The sequence below is a fragment of the Neptunomonas sp. CHC150 genome, from assembly GCF_030397555.1.
Lineage (GTDB): Bacteria > Pseudomonadota > Gammaproteobacteria > Pseudomonadales > Balneatricaceae > Neptunomonas > Neptunomonas phycophila.
In genome coordinates, this window is the sequence record NZ_JAPNXU010000009.1 from 155,358 (window position 1) to 176,989 (window position 21,632).

At 43.7% G+C, this 21,632-nt stretch carries 24 protein-coding genes; 21 read left to right on the forward strand and 3 right to left on the reverse strand.

Annotated features, from left to right (window positions below; translation table 11 throughout):
• The first annotated feature begins 188 nt into the window (after window positions 1-188).
• Window positions 189-1,433, forward strand: coding sequence for a lipoprotein-releasing ABC transporter permease subunit (locus tag OW491_RS11520; RefSeq protein WP_290036098.1), 1,245 nt, complete (start codon window positions 189-191; stop codon window positions 1,431-1,433).
• Window positions 1,426-2,139 carry a lipoprotein-releasing ABC transporter ATP-binding protein LolD gene (lolD, locus tag OW491_RS11525; protein ID WP_290036099.1) on the forward strand — a complete coding sequence of 238 codons (714 nt, stop codon included), beginning with the start codon at window positions 1,426-1,428 and terminating at the stop codon, window positions 2,137-2,139. Before OW491_RS11520 ends, lolD begins: the two co-directional genes overlap by 8 nt.
• 79 nt (window positions 2,140-2,218) lie before the next feature.
• Here the strand turns inward: lolD and OW491_RS11530 are convergent, their stop codons facing one another.
• Entirely contained in the window at window positions 2,219-2,737 is a 519-nt protein-coding gene (locus tag OW491_RS11530) for a DUF2062 domain-containing protein (RefSeq protein WP_075173465.1), read from the reverse strand.
• Between the two features lie 74 nt (window positions 2,738-2,811).
• Between OW491_RS11530 and OW491_RS11535 the strand changes: the two genes are divergently transcribed.
• From OW491_RS11535 to OW491_RS11565, 7 genes are all read left to right on the forward strand, one after another.
• Entirely contained in the window at window positions 2,812-5,241 is a 2,430-nt protein-coding gene (locus OW491_RS11535; RefSeq protein ID WP_290036101.1) for a DNA internalization-related competence protein ComEC/Rec2, read from the forward strand.
• Between the two features lie 60 nt (window positions 5,242-5,301).
• Window positions 5,302-5,925, forward strand: coding sequence for a MotA/TolQ/ExbB proton channel family protein (locus OW491_RS11540; RefSeq protein WP_075172014.1), 624 nt, complete (start codon window positions 5,302-5,304; stop codon window positions 5,923-5,925).
• Window positions 5,926-5,939: 14 nt separating this feature from the next.
• Complete coding sequence (locus tag OW491_RS11545; protein WP_075172015.1) at window positions 5,940-6,371, forward strand: biopolymer transporter ExbD; 432 nt, start codon at window positions 5,940-5,942, stop codon at window positions 6,369-6,371.
• Window positions 6,371-7,375 carry a tetraacyldisaccharide 4'-kinase gene (lpxK, locus tag OW491_RS11550; protein ID WP_290036102.1) on the forward strand — a complete coding sequence of 335 codons (1,005 nt, stop codon included), beginning with the start codon at window positions 6,371-6,373 and terminating at the stop codon, window positions 7,373-7,375. The genes OW491_RS11545 and lpxK overlap by 1 nt, the downstream gene beginning before the upstream one ends.
• Before the next feature lie 25 nt (window positions 7,376-7,400).
• A complete protein-coding gene (locus tag OW491_RS11555; RefSeq protein WP_075172017.1) occupies window positions 7,401-7,589 on the forward strand; it encodes a Trm112 family protein in 189 nt (62 codons plus the stop codon).
• Between the two features lie 14 nt (window positions 7,590-7,603).
• Window positions 7,604-8,359: a 3-deoxy-manno-octulosonate cytidylyltransferase gene (kdsB, locus tag OW491_RS11560; RefSeq protein WP_290036103.1), complete on the forward strand. Its 756-nt coding sequence runs from the start codon at window positions 7,604-7,606 to the stop codon at window positions 8,357-8,359.
• Between the two features lie 156 nt (window positions 8,360-8,515).
• Window positions 8,516-8,845: a multidrug efflux SMR transporter gene (locus OW491_RS11565; protein ID WP_075172019.1), complete on the forward strand. Its 330-nt coding sequence runs from the start codon at window positions 8,516-8,518 to the stop codon at window positions 8,843-8,845.
• Here the strand turns inward: OW491_RS11565 and OW491_RS11570 are convergent.
• Window positions 8,814-10,061 (reverse strand): putative zinc-binding metallopeptidase, encoded by a 1,248-nt coding sequence (locus tag OW491_RS11570; RefSeq protein WP_290036104.1) that lies wholly within the window; start codon window positions 10,059-10,061, stop codon window positions 8,814-8,816. The genes OW491_RS11565 and OW491_RS11570 overlap by 32 nt on opposite strands.
• A gap of 189 nt (window positions 10,062-10,250) precedes the next feature.
• Here OW491_RS11570 and OW491_RS11575 point away from each other — a divergent pair, with 189 nt between their 5' ends.
• On the forward strand, window positions 10,251-10,664 hold the full coding sequence (locus OW491_RS11575) for an MAPEG family protein (protein WP_290036106.1): 414 nt from the start codon (window positions 10,251-10,253) through the stop codon (window positions 10,662-10,664).
• A gap of 12 nt (window positions 10,665-10,676) precedes the next feature.
• Here the strand turns inward: OW491_RS11575 and OW491_RS11580 are convergent, their stop codons facing one another.
• Window positions 10,677-13,031, reverse strand: coding sequence for a fatty acid cis/trans isomerase (locus OW491_RS11580; RefSeq protein ID WP_290036107.1), 2,355 nt, complete (start codon window positions 13,029-13,031; stop codon window positions 10,677-10,679).
• Between the two features lie 244 nt (window positions 13,032-13,275).
• Between OW491_RS11580 and OW491_RS11585 the strand changes: the two genes are divergently transcribed.
• The 11 genes from OW491_RS11585 to OW491_RS11635 all read left to right on the forward strand — a co-directional run bounded on the left by OW491_RS11585 (window position 13,276) and on the right by OW491_RS11635 (window position 21,578).
• The gene (locus OW491_RS11585; RefSeq protein WP_215152649.1) at window positions 13,276-13,584 is read left to right on the forward strand and encodes a ferritin-like domain-containing protein; all 309 of its coding nucleotides are present in this window, start codon (window positions 13,276-13,278) and stop codon (window positions 13,582-13,584) included.
• Window positions 13,585-13,667: 83 nt separating this feature from the next.
• A complete protein-coding gene (locus tag OW491_RS11590) occupies window positions 13,668-14,051 on the forward strand; it encodes a VOC family protein (RefSeq protein ID WP_290036109.1) in 384 nt (127 codons plus the stop codon).
• A 37-nt stretch (window positions 14,052-14,088) separates the two neighbouring features.
• Window positions 14,089-14,577, forward strand: coding sequence for a low molecular weight protein-tyrosine-phosphatase (locus OW491_RS11595; RefSeq protein WP_290036111.1), 489 nt, complete (start codon window positions 14,089-14,091; stop codon window positions 14,575-14,577).
• Window positions 14,574-15,590: a UDP-N-acetylmuramate dehydrogenase gene (murB, locus tag OW491_RS11600; protein WP_290036113.1), complete on the forward strand. Its 1,017-nt coding sequence runs from the start codon at window positions 14,574-14,576 to the stop codon at window positions 15,588-15,590. Before OW491_RS11595 ends, murB begins: the two co-directional genes overlap by 4 nt.
• A gap of 118 nt (window positions 15,591-15,708) precedes the next feature.
• Window positions 15,709-16,575, forward strand: a complete 867-nt coding sequence (locus OW491_RS11605; RefSeq protein ID WP_290036114.1) for a cache domain-containing protein — start codon at window positions 15,709-15,711, stop codon at window positions 16,573-16,575.
• A 121-nt stretch (window positions 16,576-16,696) separates the two neighbouring features.
• Window positions 16,697-17,335, forward strand: coding sequence for a glutathione S-transferase (locus OW491_RS11610; protein WP_075173469.1), 639 nt, complete (start codon window positions 16,697-16,699; stop codon window positions 17,333-17,335).
• A 48-nt stretch (window positions 17,336-17,383) separates the two neighbouring features.
• Entirely contained in the window at window positions 17,384-18,394 is a 1,011-nt protein-coding gene (locus tag OW491_RS11615) for an acyltransferase family protein (protein ID WP_290036116.1), read from the forward strand.
• Between the two features lie 118 nt (window positions 18,395-18,512).
• Window positions 18,513-19,742 carry a DEAD/DEAH box helicase gene (locus OW491_RS11620; protein ID WP_075172026.1) on the forward strand — a complete coding sequence of 410 codons (1,230 nt, stop codon included), beginning with the start codon at window positions 18,513-18,515 and terminating at the stop codon, window positions 19,740-19,742.
• A 67-nt stretch (window positions 19,743-19,809) separates the two neighbouring features.
• Window positions 19,810-20,118 carry a DUF6172 family protein gene (locus OW491_RS11625; RefSeq protein ID WP_075172027.1) on the forward strand — a complete coding sequence of 103 codons (309 nt, stop codon included), beginning with the start codon at window positions 19,810-19,812 and terminating at the stop codon, window positions 20,116-20,118.
• 171 nt (window positions 20,119-20,289) lie between these two features.
• Entirely contained in the window at window positions 20,290-20,913 is a 624-nt protein-coding gene (locus OW491_RS11630) for a MarC family protein (protein ID WP_075172028.1), read from the forward strand.
• 203 nt (window positions 20,914-21,116) lie between these two features.
• Window positions 21,117-21,578, forward strand: a complete 462-nt coding sequence (locus OW491_RS11635; protein ID WP_075172029.1) for an isoprenylcysteine carboxylmethyltransferase family protein — start codon at window positions 21,117-21,119, stop codon at window positions 21,576-21,578.
• Window positions 21,579-21,632 lie beyond the last annotated feature (54 nt).

Genomic DNA, 21,632 nt, shown 5'->3' on the forward strand with positions numbered 1-21,632 from the left:
TTTAGCCTAATAAATTCAGTCACTTGTGATTAACATATAACAAGATAAACTTACCATATTCTGAAGTAGACCATATAGTGTTTCATTTTACCTATCCAGCCTCGATTTACGGCTAATTAAGGTAAAGGATCGATAAAATGAAACGTTTAATTAGAGTTGTCCCAATAACGGTGATTTAATCCGCAATTATGTTTAAACCATTTTCCCTCTTTGTGGGCTTGCGTTACACAGCTGCAAAACGCAATAACCATTTTATATCGTTCATCTCTCTTGTCTCTATGCTTGGCTTAATGCTGGGTGTAGCGGCACTTATTTTGGTGCTTTCTGTGATGAACGGTTTTGACCGTGAATTAAAAGATCGCATTTTAGGGATGGTTCCTCATGCGAGTATTACTGGATATGATCAGCCGATTGAAGATTGGAAATCTATTTCGAGTGCCGTTTTGGATGATCCCCGAGTTATTGGAACCGCTCCGTTTATTCATGCTCAAGGAATGTTAACCAATGCCGGGCAGGTACGAGGGGTTATGGTGCAAGGTGTTGATCCGGAAGCCGAGAAAGCGGTATCCATCGTTGCCGACCATATGCTTAATGGGTCTTGGGATACATTAAAAGAGGCTAACTTTGGTATTGTGCTGGGCGATTTGTTAGCTCGGTATTTGGGTGTGCGTATGGGTGATAAAGTCACTCTTGTTCTACCCGAGGCATCTATTAGCGTTGCGGGAGTTACGCCACGGCTTAAGCGCTTTACAGTTGTTGGTATTTTTTCGGTAGGAGCTGAATTAGATAGTAGCCTTGCTTATATCAATATTGATGACGCTGCGAAAATTAAGCGTATCCCGGAAGGTGTTGAGGGGATTCGTTTAACGTTAGACGATTTATTTAAAGCGCCCTCGGCAGTCCGGGAAATTGGCTCAAAATTACCAGGTTATTATCTAATCTCGGATTGGACACGTACCCATGGCAATTTATTTCAAGCCATTCAGATGGAAAAGAAAATGATTGGGCTCCTGTTGTTTTTAATTGTGTTTGTCGCCGCATTTAACATTGTTTCTACCTTAGTTATGGTGGTTACCGACAAAAAATCAGATATTGCAATTTTACGTACACTAGGTGCTACACCCGGCATGATCATGCGTATCTTTATGGTACAGGGCGTTGTTATTGGCTTTGCCGGTACGCTGCTGGGTGCGGGGTTAGGGACTTTACTCGCGCTAACTGTGACAGATCTGGTTGCTTGGCTAGAAAGCGTACTGGGTGTGCAGTTTCTTTCAGCGGATGTGTATTTTATTAGCTATTTGCCTTCCCAATTAAATATGTCCGATGTGGTGCTGATTACAGCATCGGCTATGTCAATTAGCTTTTTAGCCACCTTGTATCCCGCGTGGCGTGCATCCAAAACACAACCGGCAGAGGCTTTACGTTATGAGTGATCAATCTTTTGTAGCGACTCAAGATGCCGTTATGGTGTGTGATGATGTCTGTAAAACGTATAATGAAGCTGGCAATGAAGTTGAAGTGCTGCGGTCGGTTTCTTTGTCTGTTGGTGCGGGTGAACGAATAGCCATTATTGGTTCTTCGGGCTCGGGGAAGAGTACCTTGCTTAATATGCTTGGTGGGTTAGAGGGGCCTACGAGTGGGTCGGTAACGGTAGGCGGAGAAGTGCTTTATCAAACGTCTGAAAAGCGTCGATCTGAAATCCGAAATCGTATGCTGGGGTTTGTGTATCAGTTTCACCACTTGCTACCTGAGTTTACTGCGGTTGAGAATGTGGCTATTCCTTTAATGTTGGCTAAGCAATCGCCAGCGCAGGCGGCCGATAAAGCAAAAGTATTGCTTGAGAAAGTCGGTTTGTATCATCGCTTATCTCATAAGCCAGCGCAATTAAGTGGTGGTGAACGTCAACGGGTAGCTATAGCGCGAGCATTGGTAACTGAGCCAGCATGTGTGTTGATGGATGAGCCAACCGGAAACTTGGATAGGCAAACCGCGGCAGAGATTCAGGCATTGATGTCACAGTTGAATCAAGACTTGAATACATCGTTTATTATTGTCACGCATGATCCTGATTTGGCGAAGAAGATGGATCGTATCTTTGAATTGACCGATGGCGGCCTCGTCGAAATTACTAATCATTAGTAGACGTAAGGTGGTGTGCATTAGCTTGTGGGTTTTCTATAACGCTAGTGCATGCTCAGCCGTGATTCAGGTTAGCTAATTAATCTTTACGTTTTCTTTTGCGAAGTGACCAGCTTTTTTTGACGTAATAGATCCAAAATTGGCTCGCAACGAAATACCCAATTATACTAAAAACGATCCCGCAAAATAGTGAGCCTGTCAGTAGTGGCCACCAAATGGCAGGCAAGTCATGAGATAGGGCTTCGCGAGTAAAACTCAGTTCTATGTTGCGCTCAGGTGAGCCTAATAAAAAAGTGCCCACTCGATAGGTAAAGAAAAAAATAGGCGGAATGGTGAAAGGGTTAGTAATCCACACCAAGCTGACAGATATGGGAATATTGCTACGCATAAATACAGCGAGCAGTGCGGCAATGAGCATTTGAAGCGGGAACGGCAAAAACGCACAAAATATCCCTACGAGAAACGCTTTGGAAAAGGATTTCCGAGTGAGATGCCACAAGGCTGGGTCATGCAGGTGACTGCCTAGCCAGCTAAGATGTTTGTGGTTTTTAAGACTTGACTCATTAGGCAAGTACTTCTTTATAAACTTACGTGGCATATACATCGTACAGCTTTGAAAAACGTAGCGGTATTATGCACAGGCGCGAGCAGTAATCCAACACGAGATCACGGATGATCGGATTTATTTTAGGCATTTTCACAGCATCGCAATTACCTTTCCTTGTTTCTTTGGTTTTCTGCTTAAGTTTTATTCTTGTCATTCTTTTGGTGTATGGCGCCAAGTCCGTCATTTGGGTGACACGGCCATTAGGTTTTTCGCGCCTCGGCCAACGTCATGTGAAAGGGCTTGATCATTCTTTTGGGGCGAGTCATTTCTCGATTAGAACGTTGTTGTACGCCACTATTTGTTGGGGCATGGGTTTTACATGGTTTACCGTTTCGGCTGATCGTCTTTTGCAGTCTAGGCTTCCTCAGGCGCACACGGGGGATTGGGTGGTCGAGGGGCGTGTAATTGGCCTGCCTTCGCATGAGACAGACCTGATTCGTTTTAATTTGCAGGTCACTAACGTTATTAGCGCCCCAGAAGGCGTAAAACTCAAGGATGCAAATTTCGAGCGGATACGGCTCCGTTGGTTTAAGTCTGATGTGCCTGTATTGCCCGGAGCCACGTTTACTATCGTCGCTAAATTAAAACCGCCGCATAGTTTAGCTAACCCTTATGGTTTTGATTATGAACGATGGGCGTTAATTAAGGGTATTGATGCCACCGGTTATGTAAAGAAGCACTTAGACTATCAAGCTCCTGATATATCGGTTTCACTTATTCGATTTAAATTGGCTCACTGGTTAACCGAATTGTGGAGCGATTCGCCTTTGATTGCAGCAAGCTATCGAGCTTTGTTGTTGGGCGATCGAGGAGGGCTATCCGATGATCATTGGGCGTTGATGGAGCAAACGGGGACATCGCATTTATTAGTTGTTAGTGGCTTACACATCGGGATTTGTGTGTGGTGTGGCTGGTGGATAGGTCGCTGTTTAGTTGCTTGCACTTATCTGGGGTTGCGACTCGGGCATAAAGGCGGGCTTGTCTGGCCATGGCTTGAACGCGTGTTGCCAGTATTTTTTGCATTAGTGTTGAGCGGTATTTACGTTGGCCTTGCTGGGTTTAGTTTGCCCACTCAGCGTGCCTGGATAATGGCGGCTGTGTTGTTAGGAGGGTTGTTACTTAAGTGCCCACCAAGTGTTTGGCGGCGCTGGTGGTTTGCCATGTTTCTTGTGTTGTTGCTAAACCCGTTGAGTATTTATGAAGTTGGTTTCTGGCTGAGTTTTGGTGCCGTTGGGGCCCTGTTGCTTTTGATTGCTAGGCGTAGTCAATCTTCCGGCATCAAAACCGCTGTTCGTGCTCAAATCTGGATTACTATTGTGATGTTACCCTTGGTGACGCTGTCTTTTGGGCAAGTGAGTATCCTTTCTCCTTTTGTGAATCTGCTGGCTATTCCTTATATTTTATTAATCTTGTTGTTGAGTGTTCCTGCCTTATTGTGCGCCTATTGTGGATGGATGCTTCCTCTGATGATGGTCGGAAATCTACTATCCGTCTTTTGGTCGGTTTTGGATGCTGTAGTGAGTTTCATCGTAAATCTATTGGGTAACTCAAATATCTATTTGATATTAGCGCCTTCTTATTGGGCACTTTTTAGTCTTTTGGTGGGTGTTTTTTTATTATTACAGCCTGTAAAAGGACGGCTACGGTGGGTGGGAGTTTTGTGCTGTTTGCCCGCTTTTTTGCCACAGCAAGAGCGCATGAATAAAGGTCAATTTTCGGCGGTGGTTTTTGATGTAGGGCAGGGGAATGCAGTGCTAATATCCACTCAAAATCATCGGTTGCTCTATGATACGGGAGCAAGGTATCGCTCTGGTGGTTCTGCATTTGAATCAGCCGTCTTACCTGCCTTGTCTAAACTCTCACCAAGCGCTAATGGCTTCCTGATAGACGAGCTGGTGGTAAGCCATGCAGATAATGATCATGCGGGCGGTTTGCAAGCTATTTATGACCATGGGATCAGCTTTGATCGACTAACTGGCGGCTCTCCTCGACACTTACTTGAGTTTCCTATCAATACGTATCAACAATGCCAAGAACAAACCACATGGGAGTGGGATGGCGTTTCGTTTCGTTATCTAGTAGCGTCAAGCCAACGTCAAACATCGGTCACTAACAATCAATCTTGTGTCCTGGAGATACGGTCGTCCTCATGTAGCTTTTTGTTAACCGGTGACATTGATGAAGGTGTTGAACAGGAGCTGTCGTCTCAGTTGAAACCTGTAGAGTGGTTGTTGGCTGGTCATCATGGTAGTCGGCACTCCACCGGTGAATTTTTATTGGCTTCTACCACACCGAAAACCGTTGTATTTAGTGCCGGTTTTTTGAATCGCTATGGTCATCCGCATCAAGACGTTTTAAGCCGTGTACTTAGTTACACTGATAATGTCTTGAGAACAGACCAAGACGGTGCCGTCTTTTTGTATGAAACGTTAAATGGGCGTTGCGAATCAGAAACCTGGCGTACTCGACAAAAACGCTTTTGGTCAAAGGGTTAAGGCCATATTCCAGCGGTAAAACCTATGGTAAAGTAGCCCCTCATTTTAGGAGGCTTGCACGTGTTTGAATTAATCTCATCAGGTGGGTGGCTAATGGTACCTATCATTGGTTGCTCGGTTCTATCGTTAGCTATTTGTTTAGAGCGTCTCTGGGTGTTGCGCTCAGAAAAAATTGCGCCTACCGGCTTAACCAATGATATTTGGTCACGACTAAAAGCGGGTTCTATTTCCGTTGAACAAATGAAAGAGATTAAAAAAGCGAGTCCTTTAGGTCGTATTATGGTGGCTGGCTTAAACAATGCTCGTCATGGCCGTGAGATTATGAAAGAGAGCATCCAAGAGGCCGCAACCGAGGTCGTTCATGAGCTAGAGCGCTTTCTAACGGCGTTAGGTACTATTGCCGCTATAACCCCACTACTTGGGCTGCTGGGTACGGTGATCGGTATGATTAAAGTGTTTGCGGCTATCATGGCACAAGGCACAGGGAATGCATCGGTACTAGCGGGTGGTATTTCTGAGGCTTTGATTACAACAGCAACCGGGCTAGCTGTTGCTATACCTACGCTTATCTTTCATCGTCATTTACAACGAAAAGTGGATACTTTAGTTGTGGATATGGAGCAAGAGGCCATTAAGTTGGTTGAGATTGTTCACGGTGAACGCGAAGCCGATCAGGATAAATAAAGCCGGAGTAGCCTGTGAAATTTCAACGTCAACGACGTGAAGAGGTTAATGTTAATTTAACACCCTTAATTGATGTGGTGTTTTTGTTATTAATCTTTTTTATGGTGTCGACCACCTTCACCAAAGAAACACACCTAGAAGTTGATTTGCCCGAAGCGGCCGAAGCAACTCAATTAGAGGAACAACCCCAAACCGTTGATATTATTATTAGTGCTGAAGGCACTTTTAGTGTTAATGGTCAGCCATTAATTAATACTCAGGCTGAAACGCTGCGTATTGCGATTTTAAAAGTGCTGGGGGATCAAGCTAGTCTCGAACAAAAGCCACCACTTATTGTCACGGCTGATGCGAAAACCCCTCATCAATTTGTAGTAACGGCTATGGATGTGGCAGGGCAGCTAGGCTTTGACAAGTTAAGCATCACCACGCAGCAGGCGGCCGAGTAATGGCTCGGTTGGAGCAGGCATGGTTTGATGGCTCACGTTGGCCTTATTTATTGTGGCCTTTAACGTGTGTGTTTACGGGGTTAGCTCATCGAAAAAAGGCGCACGATCTAAAGCAGCAATGGCAGCCACCAATCCCCTTAATAGTGGTCGGAAATATCAGCGTTGGGGGAACAGGTAAAACGCCTTTTACCTTAGCGCTCATTGAGCACTTACGCGAGCAAGGTTACACCCCAGGTGTTGTCAGCCGAGGTTATAAAGCTAATCCGCCTAGTACCCCTTTTCGTGTGTCACCCGGTGGCGTTGCAGAGCAATGCGGTGATGAGCCACTGATGATTGTACAGCGAACTAATGTTCCTTTATTTATTGACCCGGACCGTGTGCAAGCGTGCAAAGCGCTCATTGAACAAACATCGTGCGATATTATTATTAGTGATGATGGTTTGCAGCACTACCGTATGGGACGAACAGTAGAAATAGCGATTATTGATGGGGTCCGTGGTCTAGGGAATGAGCGTTGTTTGCCGGTTGGTCCCTTGAGGGAGCCACCAAACCGGCTAGATGATGTCGATTTAATTGTTGTAAACGGCCAAGGTACTGCAACACAGAAAATGGTGCAGGAAGGGGCTTATACGATGAGACTTGTTCCTAATACGCTGGTGTCTATGTTTGATTCGTCGTACTTAGATATAAGCCGCTTTTCTGGTCAGCGCATCCATGCAGTTGCTGGTATTGGTAATCCAAGGCGCTTTTATGAATCGTTAAAAAGTCAGGGGTGTGAGGTTATTGAGCATAGCTTTGCAGATCATCACCAATATCAGCAAGATGATATTACGTTCGGCGATGGGCTTCCTGTTATCATGACAGAAAAAGATGCCGTAAAGTGCAGGGTTTTTGGCGCGCTTTCGCATACGTATTTTATGCCTGTCGATGCGGTTTTACCAACGGCGTTATTTGAACGCTTACACAATGTTTTACGTGAACGTACACCGCCACTAACGAATTAATTTAAACCATAAGAGAGTGGGTAAAATGGATAAAAAGTTACTCGATATTTTAGTATGCCCAGTATCAAAGGCTCCTGTTGAATATAAGGAAGATACTAACGAGTTGGTGTGTCGTCCTAGTGGGTTGGCTTATCCTGTTCGTGATGATATTCCCGTGATGCTCGAGAGTGAAGCACGTACACTGACCGCTGAAGAGCGTTTAAAAGATAAGTAAAGGAAGCAGTTAACATGGGATTTAGCGTTATTATACCAGCACGTTATGGGTCATCTCGGTTCCCAGGTAAGCCGTTAGCGGATATAGCGGGCAAGCCGATGGTGCAGCATGTATATGAGCGAGCATTATTGAGTGAAGCCGATCGAGTTATCATTGCTACAGATGATAGCCGTATTGCTAATGCCGCACGAGCATTTGGTGCAGAAGTCTGTATGACGCGTGAAGAACATCCATCGGGTACTGATAGACTACAGGAAGTGGTTGCTCAATTAGGTTTTGCTCCGGATGATATCGTCGTTAACGTGCAAGGTGACGAGCCACTAATCCCGCCATGCGTAATTAATCAAGTAGCTCAAAATTTGATGGCTGAACCCCAAGCTAGCATTGCTACCTTGTCAGAACCTATCGAAGACATAGAAAGCCTACTCAACCCCAATGTTGTGAAAGTAGTTACTGATCGTAATGGCTTGGCTATGTATTTTAGTCGGGCACCGATCGCATGGCCTCGAGATGCGTTTAATCACGATAAAACAACCATGCCGACCGGTTTTAATTGGCAGCGCCACATCGGTATATATGCATACCGCGTTGGTTTGTTGAATAGCTTTGTTACTTGGGAGCCTGCGGACGTAGAAAATACCGAGTGCTTAGAGCAATTAAGAGCTTTATGGAATGGTGCTAAAATTCATGTGGCTGTTGCCAACGAACTGCCTCCAGCAGGTGTTGATACTCCTGAGGATTTAGAGCGATTACGTGCTTTATTTGTTTAGAACCATCGCCGTGTCGTAATGAGCTGCTGTTAACGTGTTGGATATGAAATCCAAACTAATAACGCAGTATTAACGGGATTAAAGCAGCTTTGGCTGCTTTTTTGCTTCTGAGTAAAGCCATAAAGCTGTTTAAAGCTAATATAAATGGGGTGGAAGATGAAAAGCTGGTTGTTTCTGTTAATTGCTATTGTTTCCGAGGTTATTGGTACATCGGCTTTGAAGCAAAGTGAGAGCTTCACACGCCTCATACCAACGATCATATGCGCTGTTAGCTTTGCGAGTGCTTTTTACTTTTTGTCGTTAACGCTTCGTACTATACCCGTTGGTGTTGCTTATGCTGTGTGGTCCGGCCTAGGCGTTGTGCTCATCGCTTTGATTGGTTGGAAGGTGTTTGGGCAGGCCCTCGACTGGCCCGCCGTTATTGGTATAGCGCTTATTTTATCAGGCGTGCTAGTTATGAATCTTTTTTCTCAGGCTGGCCATTAGCCAAGGGTGCGTCGTCTGATGTTGGTATGTGGTTTTTAGCGTGTTCGGGCTTTTCTTTACTGTGTTCTGGCGTTACCTGCATGATCGTTGGATCGTAATTGTGGATTAGGGTATGGATAAACTGTAGCTTTTTAACAATAGTTTCGTTGTAAACAAATGGGTAGGCATCGGGTAACCCCATGCTCCTGTTAAGCGAGTTGAGAACAACAGAGAAGCGAATCCACGTGTTAACAATATTGGTGAGTGATGAGCGTTTATTAAAATAATTTTCTTCTTGAGGTAGTGCCAGATCGCTGACTTCAGGACTATGTTTATCTGATTTCTTAGTTAACTCTAATCCTCCCTCTTGAGCCGTTTCTAGCGTATCTATCATATGTAAATAATGCGCCCATGTTTCTGCAAAGTCCTCCCAAGGGTGCATGGTGGCATATTCTGAAATGTAGCTATTTTGCCAGTTTTCGGGTGCGCCTTCTTCGTAATGGCGTTCAATAGATTCTTGATAGTCTTCGCGATCATCACCAAACAGAGCACGGCATTTGGTTAACTGCTTTTTGTCTGGGGCTACAAGAATATCCCAATAGTAGTGGCCTATCTCGTGACGAAAATGCCCTAAAAGCGTTCGGTAGCGCTCCCCCATGGCCAGACGGGCGGAAGCACGAGCTACATCATCTGCTTCGGCAATGTTAATGGTAATATGTCCATTGCTGTGTCCGGTAAAGACAGGGTCTTGGCCTTTTATAGGAGTTGCAAAGTGGTCCGTAGCGTTTTTGTCGGCTAAAAAGTCAAAGCTAAGGCCTTTTTCTGGGTCTTGGGTTTTGTCTAGTAAGGGCAGTTCTAGTGCATCTAGGGTGAATAAGGTACGACGTTTAGCCGTTTCAAGTTTGCGCCAGAGTGTAATATGCTGGGGAATTGATAGGTTGGGTATATTGTCATTAAAATGGCAGCTAAAACAAAGGTTTGACGTTGCTTCTTCATGCTTTGGGTTAATGACTGGCGTCATGCCATTGCACGTTTGATGTAATCGATAGTTATCGCATTGTTGGTACTCTAATCCGTTTTCAGCTCCGACGAAGATTCCTTCTTTTTCAGTGGGATCAAAACTAATCACTGATTTTAAATCATGGCAAAAACCCGTTAGACGGCCGCAGGTTGTGCATTGTGTGCTTTCAAAAAAAAGTGAGCTGGTTTCACCGCAAATACAACTAAATAACTTCATAAACTCCTGAGCCTCACGCCTAGTGGCTTTGTCAAATACACGGTTTAGCTATACGCGCTAACATCGATATTCGATTCTTTAACGTACATATTGGTAGGAACACGCGTACAAGTCATTTTACGTTATTAATGATGTCATTTACGTGTGTTGGTTTCATGCATTATCAAACCTGACAAGGACACAAACCTTATGATGAACTATGATTTTGCCCTATTTGGCTTCTGGGTGCTTGCTTTAACGTTATGTGTGCAATTTGTTGTGGCGAGTGTGGTAAAGGCTAAACAGCCTAATGCCATTCCGGGAAAAATTTCTGAGTCGCTGAGTCATGGCTCATTTGTTTTCAGGGCGCACCGGACCTTTATGAACTCGCTTGAAAATTTGCCACTTTTCCTTTGCGCATTTTTATTAGCGACCTACACACAAGTCGAGCCATATTGGTTAGGAGTCGCGGTGTGGATCTATGCACTTGCACGTATTGTACATATGCTGTTGTACTACGCTATAGCGACTGAAAGAAATCCTAGCCCACGTAGTTACGCCTTTCTCGTGGGCTTTTTGGCGACTCTGGCCATATTAATCAAATCGGGCTGGCAGTTGCTATAATGCTATCGCTTTTTAGCGGTTGTCTAACCGGTTGTAATCTAAGATGCCACTATTGAGTGGCTCTTTTGCTCGGTATTTTTCTAGAATTTTATCGCTGATGTTCCAGAAGTTTGGGTCTGAGCGTCTTACACCATATTGGTCTAAAAATTGTTCGTAATCATGTTCTGATTTTAGTAACTCAATGCTTTTAACCATATCGGGTATGTTTTTCTCAGGGACACTTAATATGACATTTGGGTAGGCACTGATAAAGCCGGTTGCGATTGTGAGTTTGTCTTCGTTAGGTAAACGTCTTTCTTTTTCATCAAACATCGACGAAATATTTGAATACGCGGTATCTGCCAGCAAACTCAGAACGCCTTTTCCTTCTACGGTAATCAGCGTGCTTTCGGGCAGTAAGGTGGCAGGCGTCCCTGTTAGGTCTGAGAGACGGCTCAGCGCAGTAATTGCTTCTTTGGATAGGGATGAAGCTTTAAGCGAGTAATAGGGAGTTAACGCATTATCTAGGTGTACGCGTAGGCTTTTTTCTAGCTGTTGTGTCGCGTTTACGGTTTCGCTGTTTCGTACAATTCCTGGAACACCAGCTTTTATATAAAGGTCAAGGTAAGGCTGTATGTCATCAATAGCATCCCTATACCAGAATTCTACTTTTTCACGACGGGTTGCCTCTGGCAACAATGATAAATAGTTCATTTCAGATTCCATGCGAAGGAAATCCATATACATCCGAGTCATCGCTTGATGGGATACGCTTCCATAGACGTCGAAACCAGCGACTAACAAGTAATGGATGCGTTCTAAAATTGGATAATCTATAACCCAAATAGTTTTAGGCGAAGTGCCAACAAGGCCTTTAACAACACTTGCACTGTTATGATGCCTAAACACGGTAAGTGCCGCATTGGTGTTGCTCTTATCACCGTCCCAAATAATATCAATGCCTTTGTTTTGCATTGATTGAATATGCTTCTTCATAAATGCAGATTTTGCCTTGAGGTAAGACTTTTGTGCATCGGCATAAGAGAGCCAGTCGGTAATTGATAGTAATCCACTTTGTGAGCTGGCTGGCATCTGTAAATGTTTGTCTTGGCTTGCTAAGAAGTGGGCCGACTCGTTGGAATCAAATTGTCCTGGTTCTGCAAATAACACCCAAAAACGATCTTGTATTACGTTAAGTGCAACAGTACCCCGGCATACAGATCCTTTAATGTAATTCATGATGGTAAATTCGGCCTCTTCCAGCAGAAAGCGGTATCGGGATTCGGGAGGAAGCTGTTGAAAGGTAATAAATGGGTTAGCTGCCACCGCAGGTTCGTATCCGGGCAATTCGCTAACTTCATAGTCAGATGCAAAAAATAACGATGTCCAAAAATTCATGCGTTGGGAGTTAAGGGCATATGGCATATGTGTTTTTGCCAATAAGCTGTCAGGGCTTTGCCATAATCGGTAGTAAACTCGCTTTACGGAAGGGGCGTCAAAGGGGCGTCGGGTTGCAATGCGTTGGATAGGTTGCCCAGGCGGAGTGGCTGAGCGTACCAGTTTGTAGTAGACCGTTTGTGTACCTTCGTCTTCGAAATACAAATTCGCTAAATATAAGTGCTCAAACAAATAGCGCGAAACCAGTTGGTTTTTTAAGCTGTCTCTGTTGAAAAATTCCTCCCATAAATCGATAAAAGGAAGCAAGTGTTCAGTGGTTAATGATGGTTGCGTGTAAGGAGAGCCGTTTTGAATCCACTCAATCAATAAAGAATGCTCTTGCTCGTTAAGCGCAGGGAGACCGTAAGGCATCCCCCATAGAGGTTTTTTCTTAGCAAATTGTTCAAACTCGTCAGGCGCAGGGCATTGCTGGTCGCGCTGTAATCTAAAATCAAATGAGTCAGGGAGTATTTTTTCTGTAGGTAACGGGTGGGCCTTTTTTAATGTGAGCATACGCGCCATCAGGCTGGTCATCGGATCATTCTGCGGTGCATCGAGTACACTATAAAAGCCTTTTTTTTGCCAAGCTTCTTGGCTGCTTGCGTCTTCGTAAAGGCGAGTGAGCGGCGCTTCTGTAAGCCGTGCACCGTCATAAACTAGAGCTTTGTTGGCCCCGCGTGAAAGACCTTCAAAAGACTCCATTTTTAACTGGCAAGGCGCGTCATAGCACCCATGGCAGACCATACAGCGGGACTCAATTAATGGCTTAATGGTAGAGCGCGCTGCCTGCTGATTATTAGAGCTTAGATCTTCCGAAGCGTGTGCCGCACAGCTAATAAATCCCATAAACAACAAGTACACATGTGTTTGCGATCTATTTTTAGCGCGAGCGTATAGGTATAAAAAAGGTAATAACTTAGTGGAAAAAATGGCAAATAAAACTAACCGCATACCAAAAGTACCCATAAAAACAGCAATTGATTTTAGGGCTTTACAGTAACAGATTATGTGCGTAAGTAGCGTCTATTTTGCGTGCTTTAGCTAAAAAGTGGGAATTTTAGCGACAGTTATAGGTCTTTAGAGTGGGCGCTTATTTCAGCGGGCAGGAATCTATTTAACATGTAAGTGCGTAACTGTAAGAGTTCACATAATTAATAGCTTTGAGATCAAAGCAATTCTGACAAGGAGAACTAGAATGTCTAGTGAAGGTTATCATGAACCCGTCAGCGAATTATCTGACGAAACCCGTGATATGCATCGCGCTGTTGTATCCCTTATGGAAGAGTTGGAGGCGGTAGATTGGTATAACCAGCGAATTGATGCGTGCAAGGATGAAGAGCTTAAAAAAATCTTAGCGCACAACCGTGATGAAGAAAAAGAGCATGCGGCTATGGTGATTGAGTGGATCCGTCGTAAAGATTCAAAATTTAATGATGAATTAAAGGACTATTTGTTTACAGAAGGATCAATCACAGATCATGAAGTAAACGCGAACAGTAAATAAAGCCGCTACTTACATCATTAGTCGACGTGCCTACCCAAAAAACCGCATAATAAGCGGTTTTTTTGTATTGAAAGGTAAGTGATATGCTTTTAGGGGTTCATCATGCTGCGATTATCTGTTCGAATTATGAGCAGTCTAAATTTTTCTATACCCAGATACTCGGCCTTTCTATTATTGCAGAGCACTACCGAGAAGCTCGCCAGTCTTGGAAGCTGGATTTGGGGATGCCGGATGGTAGCCAAATTGAGCTGTTTTCTTTTCAAGATGCACCTGCGCGTCCAAGCTATCCTGAAGCTCAAGGTTTAAGGCATCTTGCTTTTAAGGTAGAAAACCTAGATACCGTTGTCGCTCATCTTAAGCAGTGTGGTGTTGTGGTTGAGCCGATTCGTGTCGATGAATATACCGGCAAACGGTTTGCATTTTTTAGTGATCCAGATGATTTACCATTAGAGCTCTATGAGTTGTAATTTTATATAATTAATATTAATACTTGGGTTTAGTGTTTTGATTAGTAAAGATAAAGTGTCAGTTCTTTTTGTTTGTTTAGGTAATATTTGCCGATCCCCTAGTGCGCATGGGGTGTTTCAAACTTTGGTAGAGCGTCAGGGGTTGAGCGATCGTATCCGTGTCGATTCGGCGGGCACGGCGGCCTACCATATTGGTAAAGCCCCTGACCCTCGATCCATCGAGGCCGCTAAAAGTAGAGGCTATGATTTGACCCGCTTGCGCGCACGACAAGTGAGTGCAGATGACTTTAATGAGTATGACTATATCCTAGCTATGGATAATGAGAACCTGGCCAATTTAAAGGCGCTTAAAACTGATGGCTATCGCGGCAAACTTGGTTTGTTCTTGGATTATGCGCAATCGATTGAAAGTGAAGTGCCTGATCCTTATTACGGAGGGGATGCAGGCTTTAACCATGTGCTGGACCTTGTAGAAAACGCTTCAACAGGACTGCTGATGAGTATCCAGCGAGATCACCGTCTATGAAGTATATCTCAGACTATGCGCTCAGTGAGTACAATACACTCGGGTTTCGATCAGTCGCCCAGTTTTTTGTTGAGCCGCAATCGCCAGAAGAGATTGAGGCTTGCATTCAGTGGGCCAAAGAGAAACAACTTTCGGTTCATGTGCTAGGAGGAGGCAGTAATGTCTTATTGGCTCCACAGGTTAATGGATTGGTGCTCAAACCGGCATTGAATGATATTTCCTTTGAGCTTAAGGGGGACGATGTTCTTGTAACCGTGGGAGCCGGAACGGACTGGCATGAGCTTGTCCGGTGGACGGTGGAGCGGGGATTGTCTGGCATCGAAAGTATGGCTTTAATTCCTGGCTCAGTAGGTGCTGCCCCTGTTCAAAATATCGGTGCCTACGGTACCGAGTTAAAAGACGTTTTTTATTGCTTAACGGCTTTCGATACCCAGCAAAACTCGTGGGTGAGCTTTACGAAGGAAGCGTGCAATTTTGCTTATCGTGATAGCCGGTTTAAACAAGAAAAGGGTCGTTTTATCATCGCTGAAGTCGTGCTCAAACTATCGAGAACCGCGACCGTTAATGTTAAATATGATGCTTTAACAGGGTACCTTTCAGGCCTGGGTATCGATAAGCCAAGCTTAGTACAGGTGTTTGATGGCGTTTGTGCTGTTCGCAGAGCAAAGTTGCCAGATCCCAATGAGTTAGCTAACGCGGGAAGTTTTTTTAAGAACCCCGTTATTTCGGCAGATCATTACCAGCAGATTTTAGAACACTGGCCTACACTGGTTGGGTATCCGGAACCTGATGGTCGCGTTAAAGTGGCCGCAGGCTGGTTAATTGATAAGTGCCAGTGGAAAGGTTATCGCCAAGGGCCAGTAGGCGTTTATGAGAAGCAGGCTTTAGTGCTTGTTCACTATGGCGGTGGTACTCGTGATCAGTTATTAGCCCTTGCTTCAGATATTAAAGAATCAATCCATTCAGCCTTTGGTATTGATTTGGAAATTGAACCTCAATTGTTCCCGCGTTGAGACACTTATAATGCTAATATTTGAATAAAGCTGTTAGTGGCACTAATCGGCACTTTTAAATGGCGCTCATAATAAAAATAAAGCTGCGTAGTCAGCTGCAAGGCTTGGAGGCTTGTTAGTGAAAAACCTTAAAATTAAACAAAAAATGTTGGTCTTAACCGCTATTCCACTGTTGATTGCTGTTGTAGCAATTATGGCGGTGTCTATTTATCAAATTAAGGCCTCGGGTGAGCAGGAAATACAGAACCTTCGTTTTTCGATGGTTGAAGATAAGCAAGCTGCACTGAAAGACAGCATGGATATTGTAAAGTCTGCTGTCAGCCCCATTTTAAAAAATTACCCTCAGTCGCCTGAGGCGCTTAGTCAATTAAAAGAGACGCTTAGTGCAATTCGTTACGGTGACGAAGACGGCTATATTTTTGCGTACACTTTTGATGGTGAGACCACTGTACACCCAGGTCAGCCTCAACTGGTTGGCCAAAACATGATAGATATGCAAGATTCTAATGGCACTAAAGTCATTGCAGAATTAATTAAAGTTGCACGTAATGGAGGTGGCTTTGTTGAATACCGTTGGCATAAGCCATCGGTTGACGAAGAGCTACCAAAGCTGAGTTACGCAACCGCATTACATGAGTTGGGGTGGATGATAGGTACAGGCTTTTATATTGATGATATTGATAGTTCAATCAATAAGTTACAGAGTGAAGTTGATAATAAAGTTGAAAAAACAGTCTTGCTGTCTCTTGGTATTGGCTTAGTGATTTTGATTGTCATGATTACCATTAACTTATGGGTAGCAAATCGGACAATGGTGCGTCCTATTTTAGAGCTATCTGAAAGCGCTCGTCAGATGAGTTTAGGTAAAATGGACGAGGAGATTAAAGTTAATTCATCAGATGAAATTGGTGAGCTTGCCGATGCAATCAGTCGCATGCAGAAAAGTTTAAAAGTGGTATTTAAAAAGTTACGCCAAAAGAATTAAAGGGCATAGCTTAATTAATCCATCATCATATTCAATGATTAAGGCGACGGGCTAAAAAACGCCCGCCGCTGTGTTTTTAAAGCCCGCTCTCTTTTCGTTTTTACTAACCTGTGGCCTTTATATGTCCTGTTCTTTACCGTCCCAACCGCTTCCCATTTTGTATTCGTTTCGTCGTTGTCCCTATGCAATTCGTGCGCGTATCGCGCTCGTTTATAGTGGTGTGGAAGTAGAGCATCGTGAAGTTGTGCTAAAAGACAAACCCAAAGCAATGTTAGCGATTTCACCTAAAGGGACAGTGCCTGTTTTACAGCTCCCGGATGGGCGAGTGCTTGAGGAGAGCACCGATATTATGCGTTGGGCTTTGCTCCAGCATGATGGAAAGGGGTGGTTGACTGAAGCTAATGAGGCTGACGTTAGTCGGTTGATAATGATAAATGACTCAGAATTTAAGCCTTGGTTGGATCGTTATAAGTATGCCGATCGATATCCTGAGCATCCGATGGAGTATTATCGCTCTCAGTGTGAGGAGTGGCTGGCGCAGATAGAAGGCTATTTGCTAGCTAACGATGGTTGTTTGCTGTCAGCTCAATATACGATGGCCGACATGGCGATTTTCCCTTTTATAAGGCAATGCGCGCATGTTGATAAAGCGTGGTTTGAGCAAAGCCCGTACCCAAATTTGAAAATATGGCTAACGGGTTTGCTTGAGTCTAGCTTGTTCGCTTCTGTTATGATGAAGCATCCTCAATGGAAAGGATGACAGGACGGTATTAAATGCCGTGTATCCACAAGGAATGTGAGGCTAAAAATGTTAGATGCGGATATAAGCAAGCGGGTTTGGATTGCTCGATATTTGATGGTTATAGGTATAGTGATATTGCACGTACCTCCTTATCAAGCGCTAAGTGAACTCGATGGCTCAATTTTTGGCTATATAAAAGCTTTTTTTGCTCACGGTGTTTTTCGTGCTTCAGTGCCTGTGCTTACGGTTATGTCAGGGTATTTGATCTTTGCTACCCAGTTACACTTAAAGCCTGTCAAACTCTTTAAAAAGAAAGTTTCTACCTTGCTGGTTCCACTTATCCTATGGAATTTACCCCTTGCGATAGCCGTGTATTTGGTTCAGCGCTTTAACATCATCGATTATCAATTCTCGATGGAGCTGTATCCGTTTGATCTATTTATCTGGCTTGACGCTAATCTGGGCTTAAGCCGTATTCCAATCAATTACCCGCTTAATTTTTTGAGGGACTTATTCGTCATCGCATTGTTGTCTCCGCTCATTGGTTGGGTTTTGAAAAAAGGCGCATTTTTAGGGCTAGTGGGGGTGTTTATAGTTTACTTCTATAATGTGGAAGGTGAATTGATTTTGAGAAACTCGATGTTAATTAGTTTCTATTGTGGGGCCTTATTAGCATACAAATCATACGATCTTCGCCGGCTAGATAAGTATGCATTTCCTTGTTTATTAAGCTTCGTTGTTGTGTGTATATCGATTGTTGCTTTCCAGATAGAAAATCGCGAGTTATTCAGAATGGTGTCTCCTTTTATGATTTGGCCCGCGTTATCCCTGTTAGAGTCAACTAAACTGGGTACGTTACTGTATCGCTATTCAGGGAATAGCTTTTTCACCTTTTTAGCGCATGGTCCGCTTTTAGTTATACTGTGGGTCGTCTTTAATAAACTACCTGTCGAATTGCCTTACTACGTTTTCTGGCTGCTAACGCCAATCATCATAGTGTGTTTAACGATCATCGCTAATCGATTGTTAAAGTGTGTAGCCCCTAAGGTTGCTTTATTTGTATTAGGTAATCGTTAACTGGAAATAATTACCTTAAAGGCCTGTTTCTAGCAAAAGAAATCCGATTTTATTGGCAAAATCCTGTATATTTCGACATCGATATATAACTGTAGCTGTTGTCTGCAGAAGGAACAGAATGAAATTTTCATCTTTAGATTTAGCACCCCCTTTACTACAAGCAATTGAGGCTTGTGGTTATAGTGAAATGACACCCGTTCAAGAGAAAGCAATTATCCCGGCTCGCCGTGGTCGTGATGTCTTGGCTAATGCGCAAACAGGAACCGGCAAGACGGCTGCTTTTGCGTTGCCAATTCTTCAGCAAATGCTTGATAAACCTCTAGCCGATGGGGCTCGTCGTCCGCGGGCTCTAATTTTAACGCCAACACGGGAGTTAGCTGAACAGCTAGCTCACACCATTGGCGCATACGCACAGTTTCTGCCATTTACGATCACTGCTTTGTATGGCGGTGTTAAGATGGGAGGGCAAGCAAATAAATTAAAAGCGGGTACGGATATTATCATTTCTACACCTGGGCGCTTGCTTGAGCATATCGCTTTAGGAAATGTAAACTTGGCTGGCGTTGAGTTTACTGTGTTGGATGAAGCTGACCGCATGTTGGATATGGGCTTTATTGCTGATGTTCAAAAATTGATGCAGCACACCGCCAAAAAACGCCAAACTTTGCTTTTTTCAGCCACCACGTCTGCGGGTGTAAATGAGTTAGCCCATAAGCTGCTCAAAAACCACGTTGATATTCGCGTGACAAAAGTGAACACAACAGCAGATACCGTTGATCATGTAATGTATCCAGTGGAAGAGGCGCGTAAGCTAGAGCTCTTCATTGAGTTATTGGATGAACAGAATTGGTTTCAAGTTCTGGTGTTTACCAGTACAAAAGAGCAAGCTGATCAGTTGATGCGTGTGCTTAAGGTTAACAAGGTTGATGCCGCTGTTTGCCATGCCGATAAAACACAAGGCTCACGACGCCGTGCTTTAGCCGATTTTAAGTCATCAAAAATTCAAGTGCTAATCGCAACAGAAGTGGCGGCACGAGGTTTAGACATTCAAGGCTTAGACTATGTAGTGAACTACAATTTGCCGTATTTGGCTGAAGATTATGTTCATCGCATAGGAAGGACTGGTCGGGCAGGTAATAAAGGTCATGCAATCTCTTTTGTTAGTCGTGAAGAAGAACGCATTGTCGATAGCATTGAGCGAATGATTGGCGCTAAAGTTAAGCGTATCTACCGAGAGGGTTTTGAGGTAGGTAACCGTGATCAGTTATTAAAGAATATTGCTAAAAAAGGCCGTGCTAACCGTACCAACAAAGCGACACGAACCCGTATCAACCGTAATAAGGGTTAACGGGGCTTTTTAGCTGTGAGTTAGAGAGGCTATTACTCTAACCTCATAATAAGTACTTAGGAAAATCATGAAAAAAACCTTTGAATTATCACATCCCAAAATTAAGTACCCGCGCCTTGTAGAAGGTGCTAAGCATGACGTTAAAAAGTACTTAAAGCGCGAGCGTAATAAGCAGTTGCCTGCAGGTGCTGATTATTGGGATTTTGATTGTAAGTTTGGTCTAACAGAAGATACAGCCGAACCTGTAGCCGTTTCAGACATCAATGGCCGAATAAGCGAAATTGAAGCTCAGCAATTAACTTCTTTTTATGTCGAAATTATTGCTAAGCCGGGTCATCGTAGTTTTGTCGAGCGTGACGAGTACGATCAAGACTAATTGTTGCCTCGTTTTTAAAAAGCCTGCATTTAGCGGGCTTTTTTGTGTCTATAATTGACCCTAGTAAATAATTGATACTCTTGCTTATTTAAGGAACAACGACGGTATAGCTAGGTCAATCATTGGTCAGGATTTCTCCTGAACTAGTTTTCTTTTTGAGTAGGGCTTTTCATGCACGCTGATCATTTGATTAAAGATGCGTTAATTTTATGGGCAACCATTGATCCTGTAGGAACACTCGCTATCTTTGCGGGTTTAACAGCACGTTTAGACCAAAAAGCTCGCTTTAGAACGGCGCTTAAAGCAACGTTATATTCGGCAATTATTCTAATAAGTGCGGTTTTAGTTGGGCAATTGCTTTTGTCAGCCATGGGGATTCGGTTAATTTCTTTGCAAGTGGCCGGTGGCATTATTCTATTTTTGTTTGGCCTAAAAATGATCTTTGGTAATGGCGCAGGAGAGGATCCCTCGCATGCGGAAGAGGGACATGATATTGCTGTTTTTCCTTTGGCTGTACCCTCTATAGCTTCACCTGGAGCTATTATGGCCGCTATTGTTTTGACGGATAACCATACGCATCCCATATCAGATCAGGTAGGAACAGTGATGGTAATCTGTTTGATACTTGGCATCACATTTCTGTTTATGTTGGCTGCAGCGCCTGTGATTCGTTTAATTGGTAATAATGGCGCTTCCATTTTGATACGTGTGATGGGAATGCTGCTGGCCGCCTTGTCAATTGAGTTAGTGTTTGAAGGCTTGAACTTGTTTAATTTGCTTCAGTTGCCTAGCTAGTTGCCCTATTTGTATTATTTGGTTGTTTTATTCGTTGAAACGTTTAGCCGTTATTACTGTCGTAAATTAACGGTTAGCATATTAATGAAAAATACCGATCTTAATAGTCGCGTAACCGATGAATGGTAAACAACGTCCACTGTGTTTTTTATTGTGACTAAGGTCAAATTTTACTTTGCTAGAATCGTCATAGGGATAGATTAATGAGTTGGCTTGAACTAAAAGTGCCGCCTGTTATTGTGGCTGCATTGTGCGGGTTGTTGATGTGGGCACTGGATGTGTGCACTCATGATATGTATATCTCACGTGAAGTTAGAGTGACCTTGTGGTCTATTTTTATGGTGCTGGCTATCACGTTTGGCGTGGCAGGTGTACTGTGTTTTAGACGCCACAAGACTACCGTTAACCCTATGTTTCCTCGTGAGAGCTCGGCGCTGGTTACCGATGGTGTATATCGCGCTACGCGAAACCCTATGTATTTCGCGCTGTTGTGTGTGTTGTTTGCTTGGTGGTGTTATTTAACCAATGTTTGGTCGCTTACTGGCTGCGTTTTATTTGTTTTATACATGAATCGTTTTCAAATAGAGCCGGAGGAGCGCGTGTTGGCTAGTAAATTTGGGGAAGCTTTTAATGCTTATAAGGCGGAAGTGAGGCGTTGGATTTAGCATTTGCATGTGATATTACTTGCAAATGACCTGTTAAAAAGTGTAAAAACCCCT

What these genes read in the sequence shown, in the direction of transcription:
- OW491_RS11520 (WP_290036098.1), top strand. Translation starts at nt 189, where the DNA reads ATGTTTAAACCATTTTCCCTCTTTGTGGGCTTGCGTTACACAGCTGCA.
- lolD (WP_290036099.1), top strand. Translation starts at nt 1,426, where the DNA reads ATGAGTGATCAATCTTTTGTAGCGACTCAAGATGCCGTTATGGTGTGT.
- OW491_RS11530 (WP_075173465.1), bottom strand. Translation starts at nt 2,737, where the DNA reads ATGCCACGTAAGTTTATAAAGAAGTACTTGCCTAATGAGTCAAGTCTT.
- OW491_RS11535 (WP_290036101.1), top strand. Translation starts at nt 2,812, where the DNA reads ATGATCGGATTTATTTTAGGCATTTTCACAGCATCGCAATTACCTTTC.
- lpxK (WP_290036102.1), top strand. Translation starts at nt 6,371, where the DNA reads ATGGCTCGGTTGGAGCAGGCATGGTTTGATGGCTCACGTTGGCCTTAT.
- OW491_RS11555 (WP_075172017.1), top strand. Translation starts at nt 7,401, where the DNA reads ATGGATAAAAAGTTACTCGATATTTTAGTATGCCCAGTATCAAAGGCT.
- kdsB (WP_290036103.1), top strand. Translation starts at nt 7,604, where the DNA reads ATGGGATTTAGCGTTATTATACCAGCACGTTATGGGTCATCTCGGTTC.
- OW491_RS11565 (WP_075172019.1), top strand. Translation starts at nt 8,516, where the DNA reads ATGAAAAGCTGGTTGTTTCTGTTAATTGCTATTGTTTCCGAGGTTATT.
- OW491_RS11570 (WP_290036104.1), bottom strand. Translation starts at nt 10,061, where the DNA reads ATGAAGTTATTTAGTTGTATTTGCGGTGAAACCAGCTCACTTTTTTTT.
- OW491_RS11575 (WP_290036106.1), top strand. Translation starts at nt 10,251, where the DNA reads ATGATGAACTATGATTTTGCCCTATTTGGCTTCTGGGTGCTTGCTTTA.
- OW491_RS11580 (WP_290036107.1), bottom strand. Translation starts at nt 13,031, where the DNA reads ATGCGGTTAGTTTTATTTGCCATTTTTTCCACTAAGTTATTACCTTTT.
- OW491_RS11585 (WP_215152649.1), top strand. Translation starts at nt 13,276, where the DNA reads ATGTCTAGTGAAGGTTATCATGAACCCGTCAGCGAATTATCTGACGAA.
- OW491_RS11590 (WP_290036109.1), top strand. Translation starts at nt 13,668, where the DNA reads ATGCTTTTAGGGGTTCATCATGCTGCGATTATCTGTTCGAATTATGAG.
- murB (WP_290036113.1), top strand. Translation starts at nt 14,574, where the DNA reads ATGAAGTATATCTCAGACTATGCGCTCAGTGAGTACAATACACTCGGG.
- OW491_RS11610 (WP_075173469.1), top strand. Translation starts at nt 16,697, where the DNA reads ATGTCCTGTTCTTTACCGTCCCAACCGCTTCCCATTTTGTATTCGTTT.
- OW491_RS11615 (WP_290036116.1), top strand. Translation starts at nt 17,384, where the DNA reads ATGTTAGATGCGGATATAAGCAAGCGGGTTTGGATTGCTCGATATTTG.
- OW491_RS11620 (WP_075172026.1), top strand. Translation starts at nt 18,513, where the DNA reads ATGAAATTTTCATCTTTAGATTTAGCACCCCCTTTACTACAAGCAATT.
- OW491_RS11625 (WP_075172027.1), top strand. Translation starts at nt 19,810, where the DNA reads ATGAAAAAAACCTTTGAATTATCACATCCCAAAATTAAGTACCCGCGC.
- OW491_RS11630 (WP_075172028.1), top strand. Translation starts at nt 20,290, where the DNA reads ATGCACGCTGATCATTTGATTAAAGATGCGTTAATTTTATGGGCAACC.
- OW491_RS11635 (WP_075172029.1), top strand. Translation starts at nt 21,117, where the DNA reads ATGAGTTGGCTTGAACTAAAAGTGCCGCCTGTTATTGTGGCTGCATTG.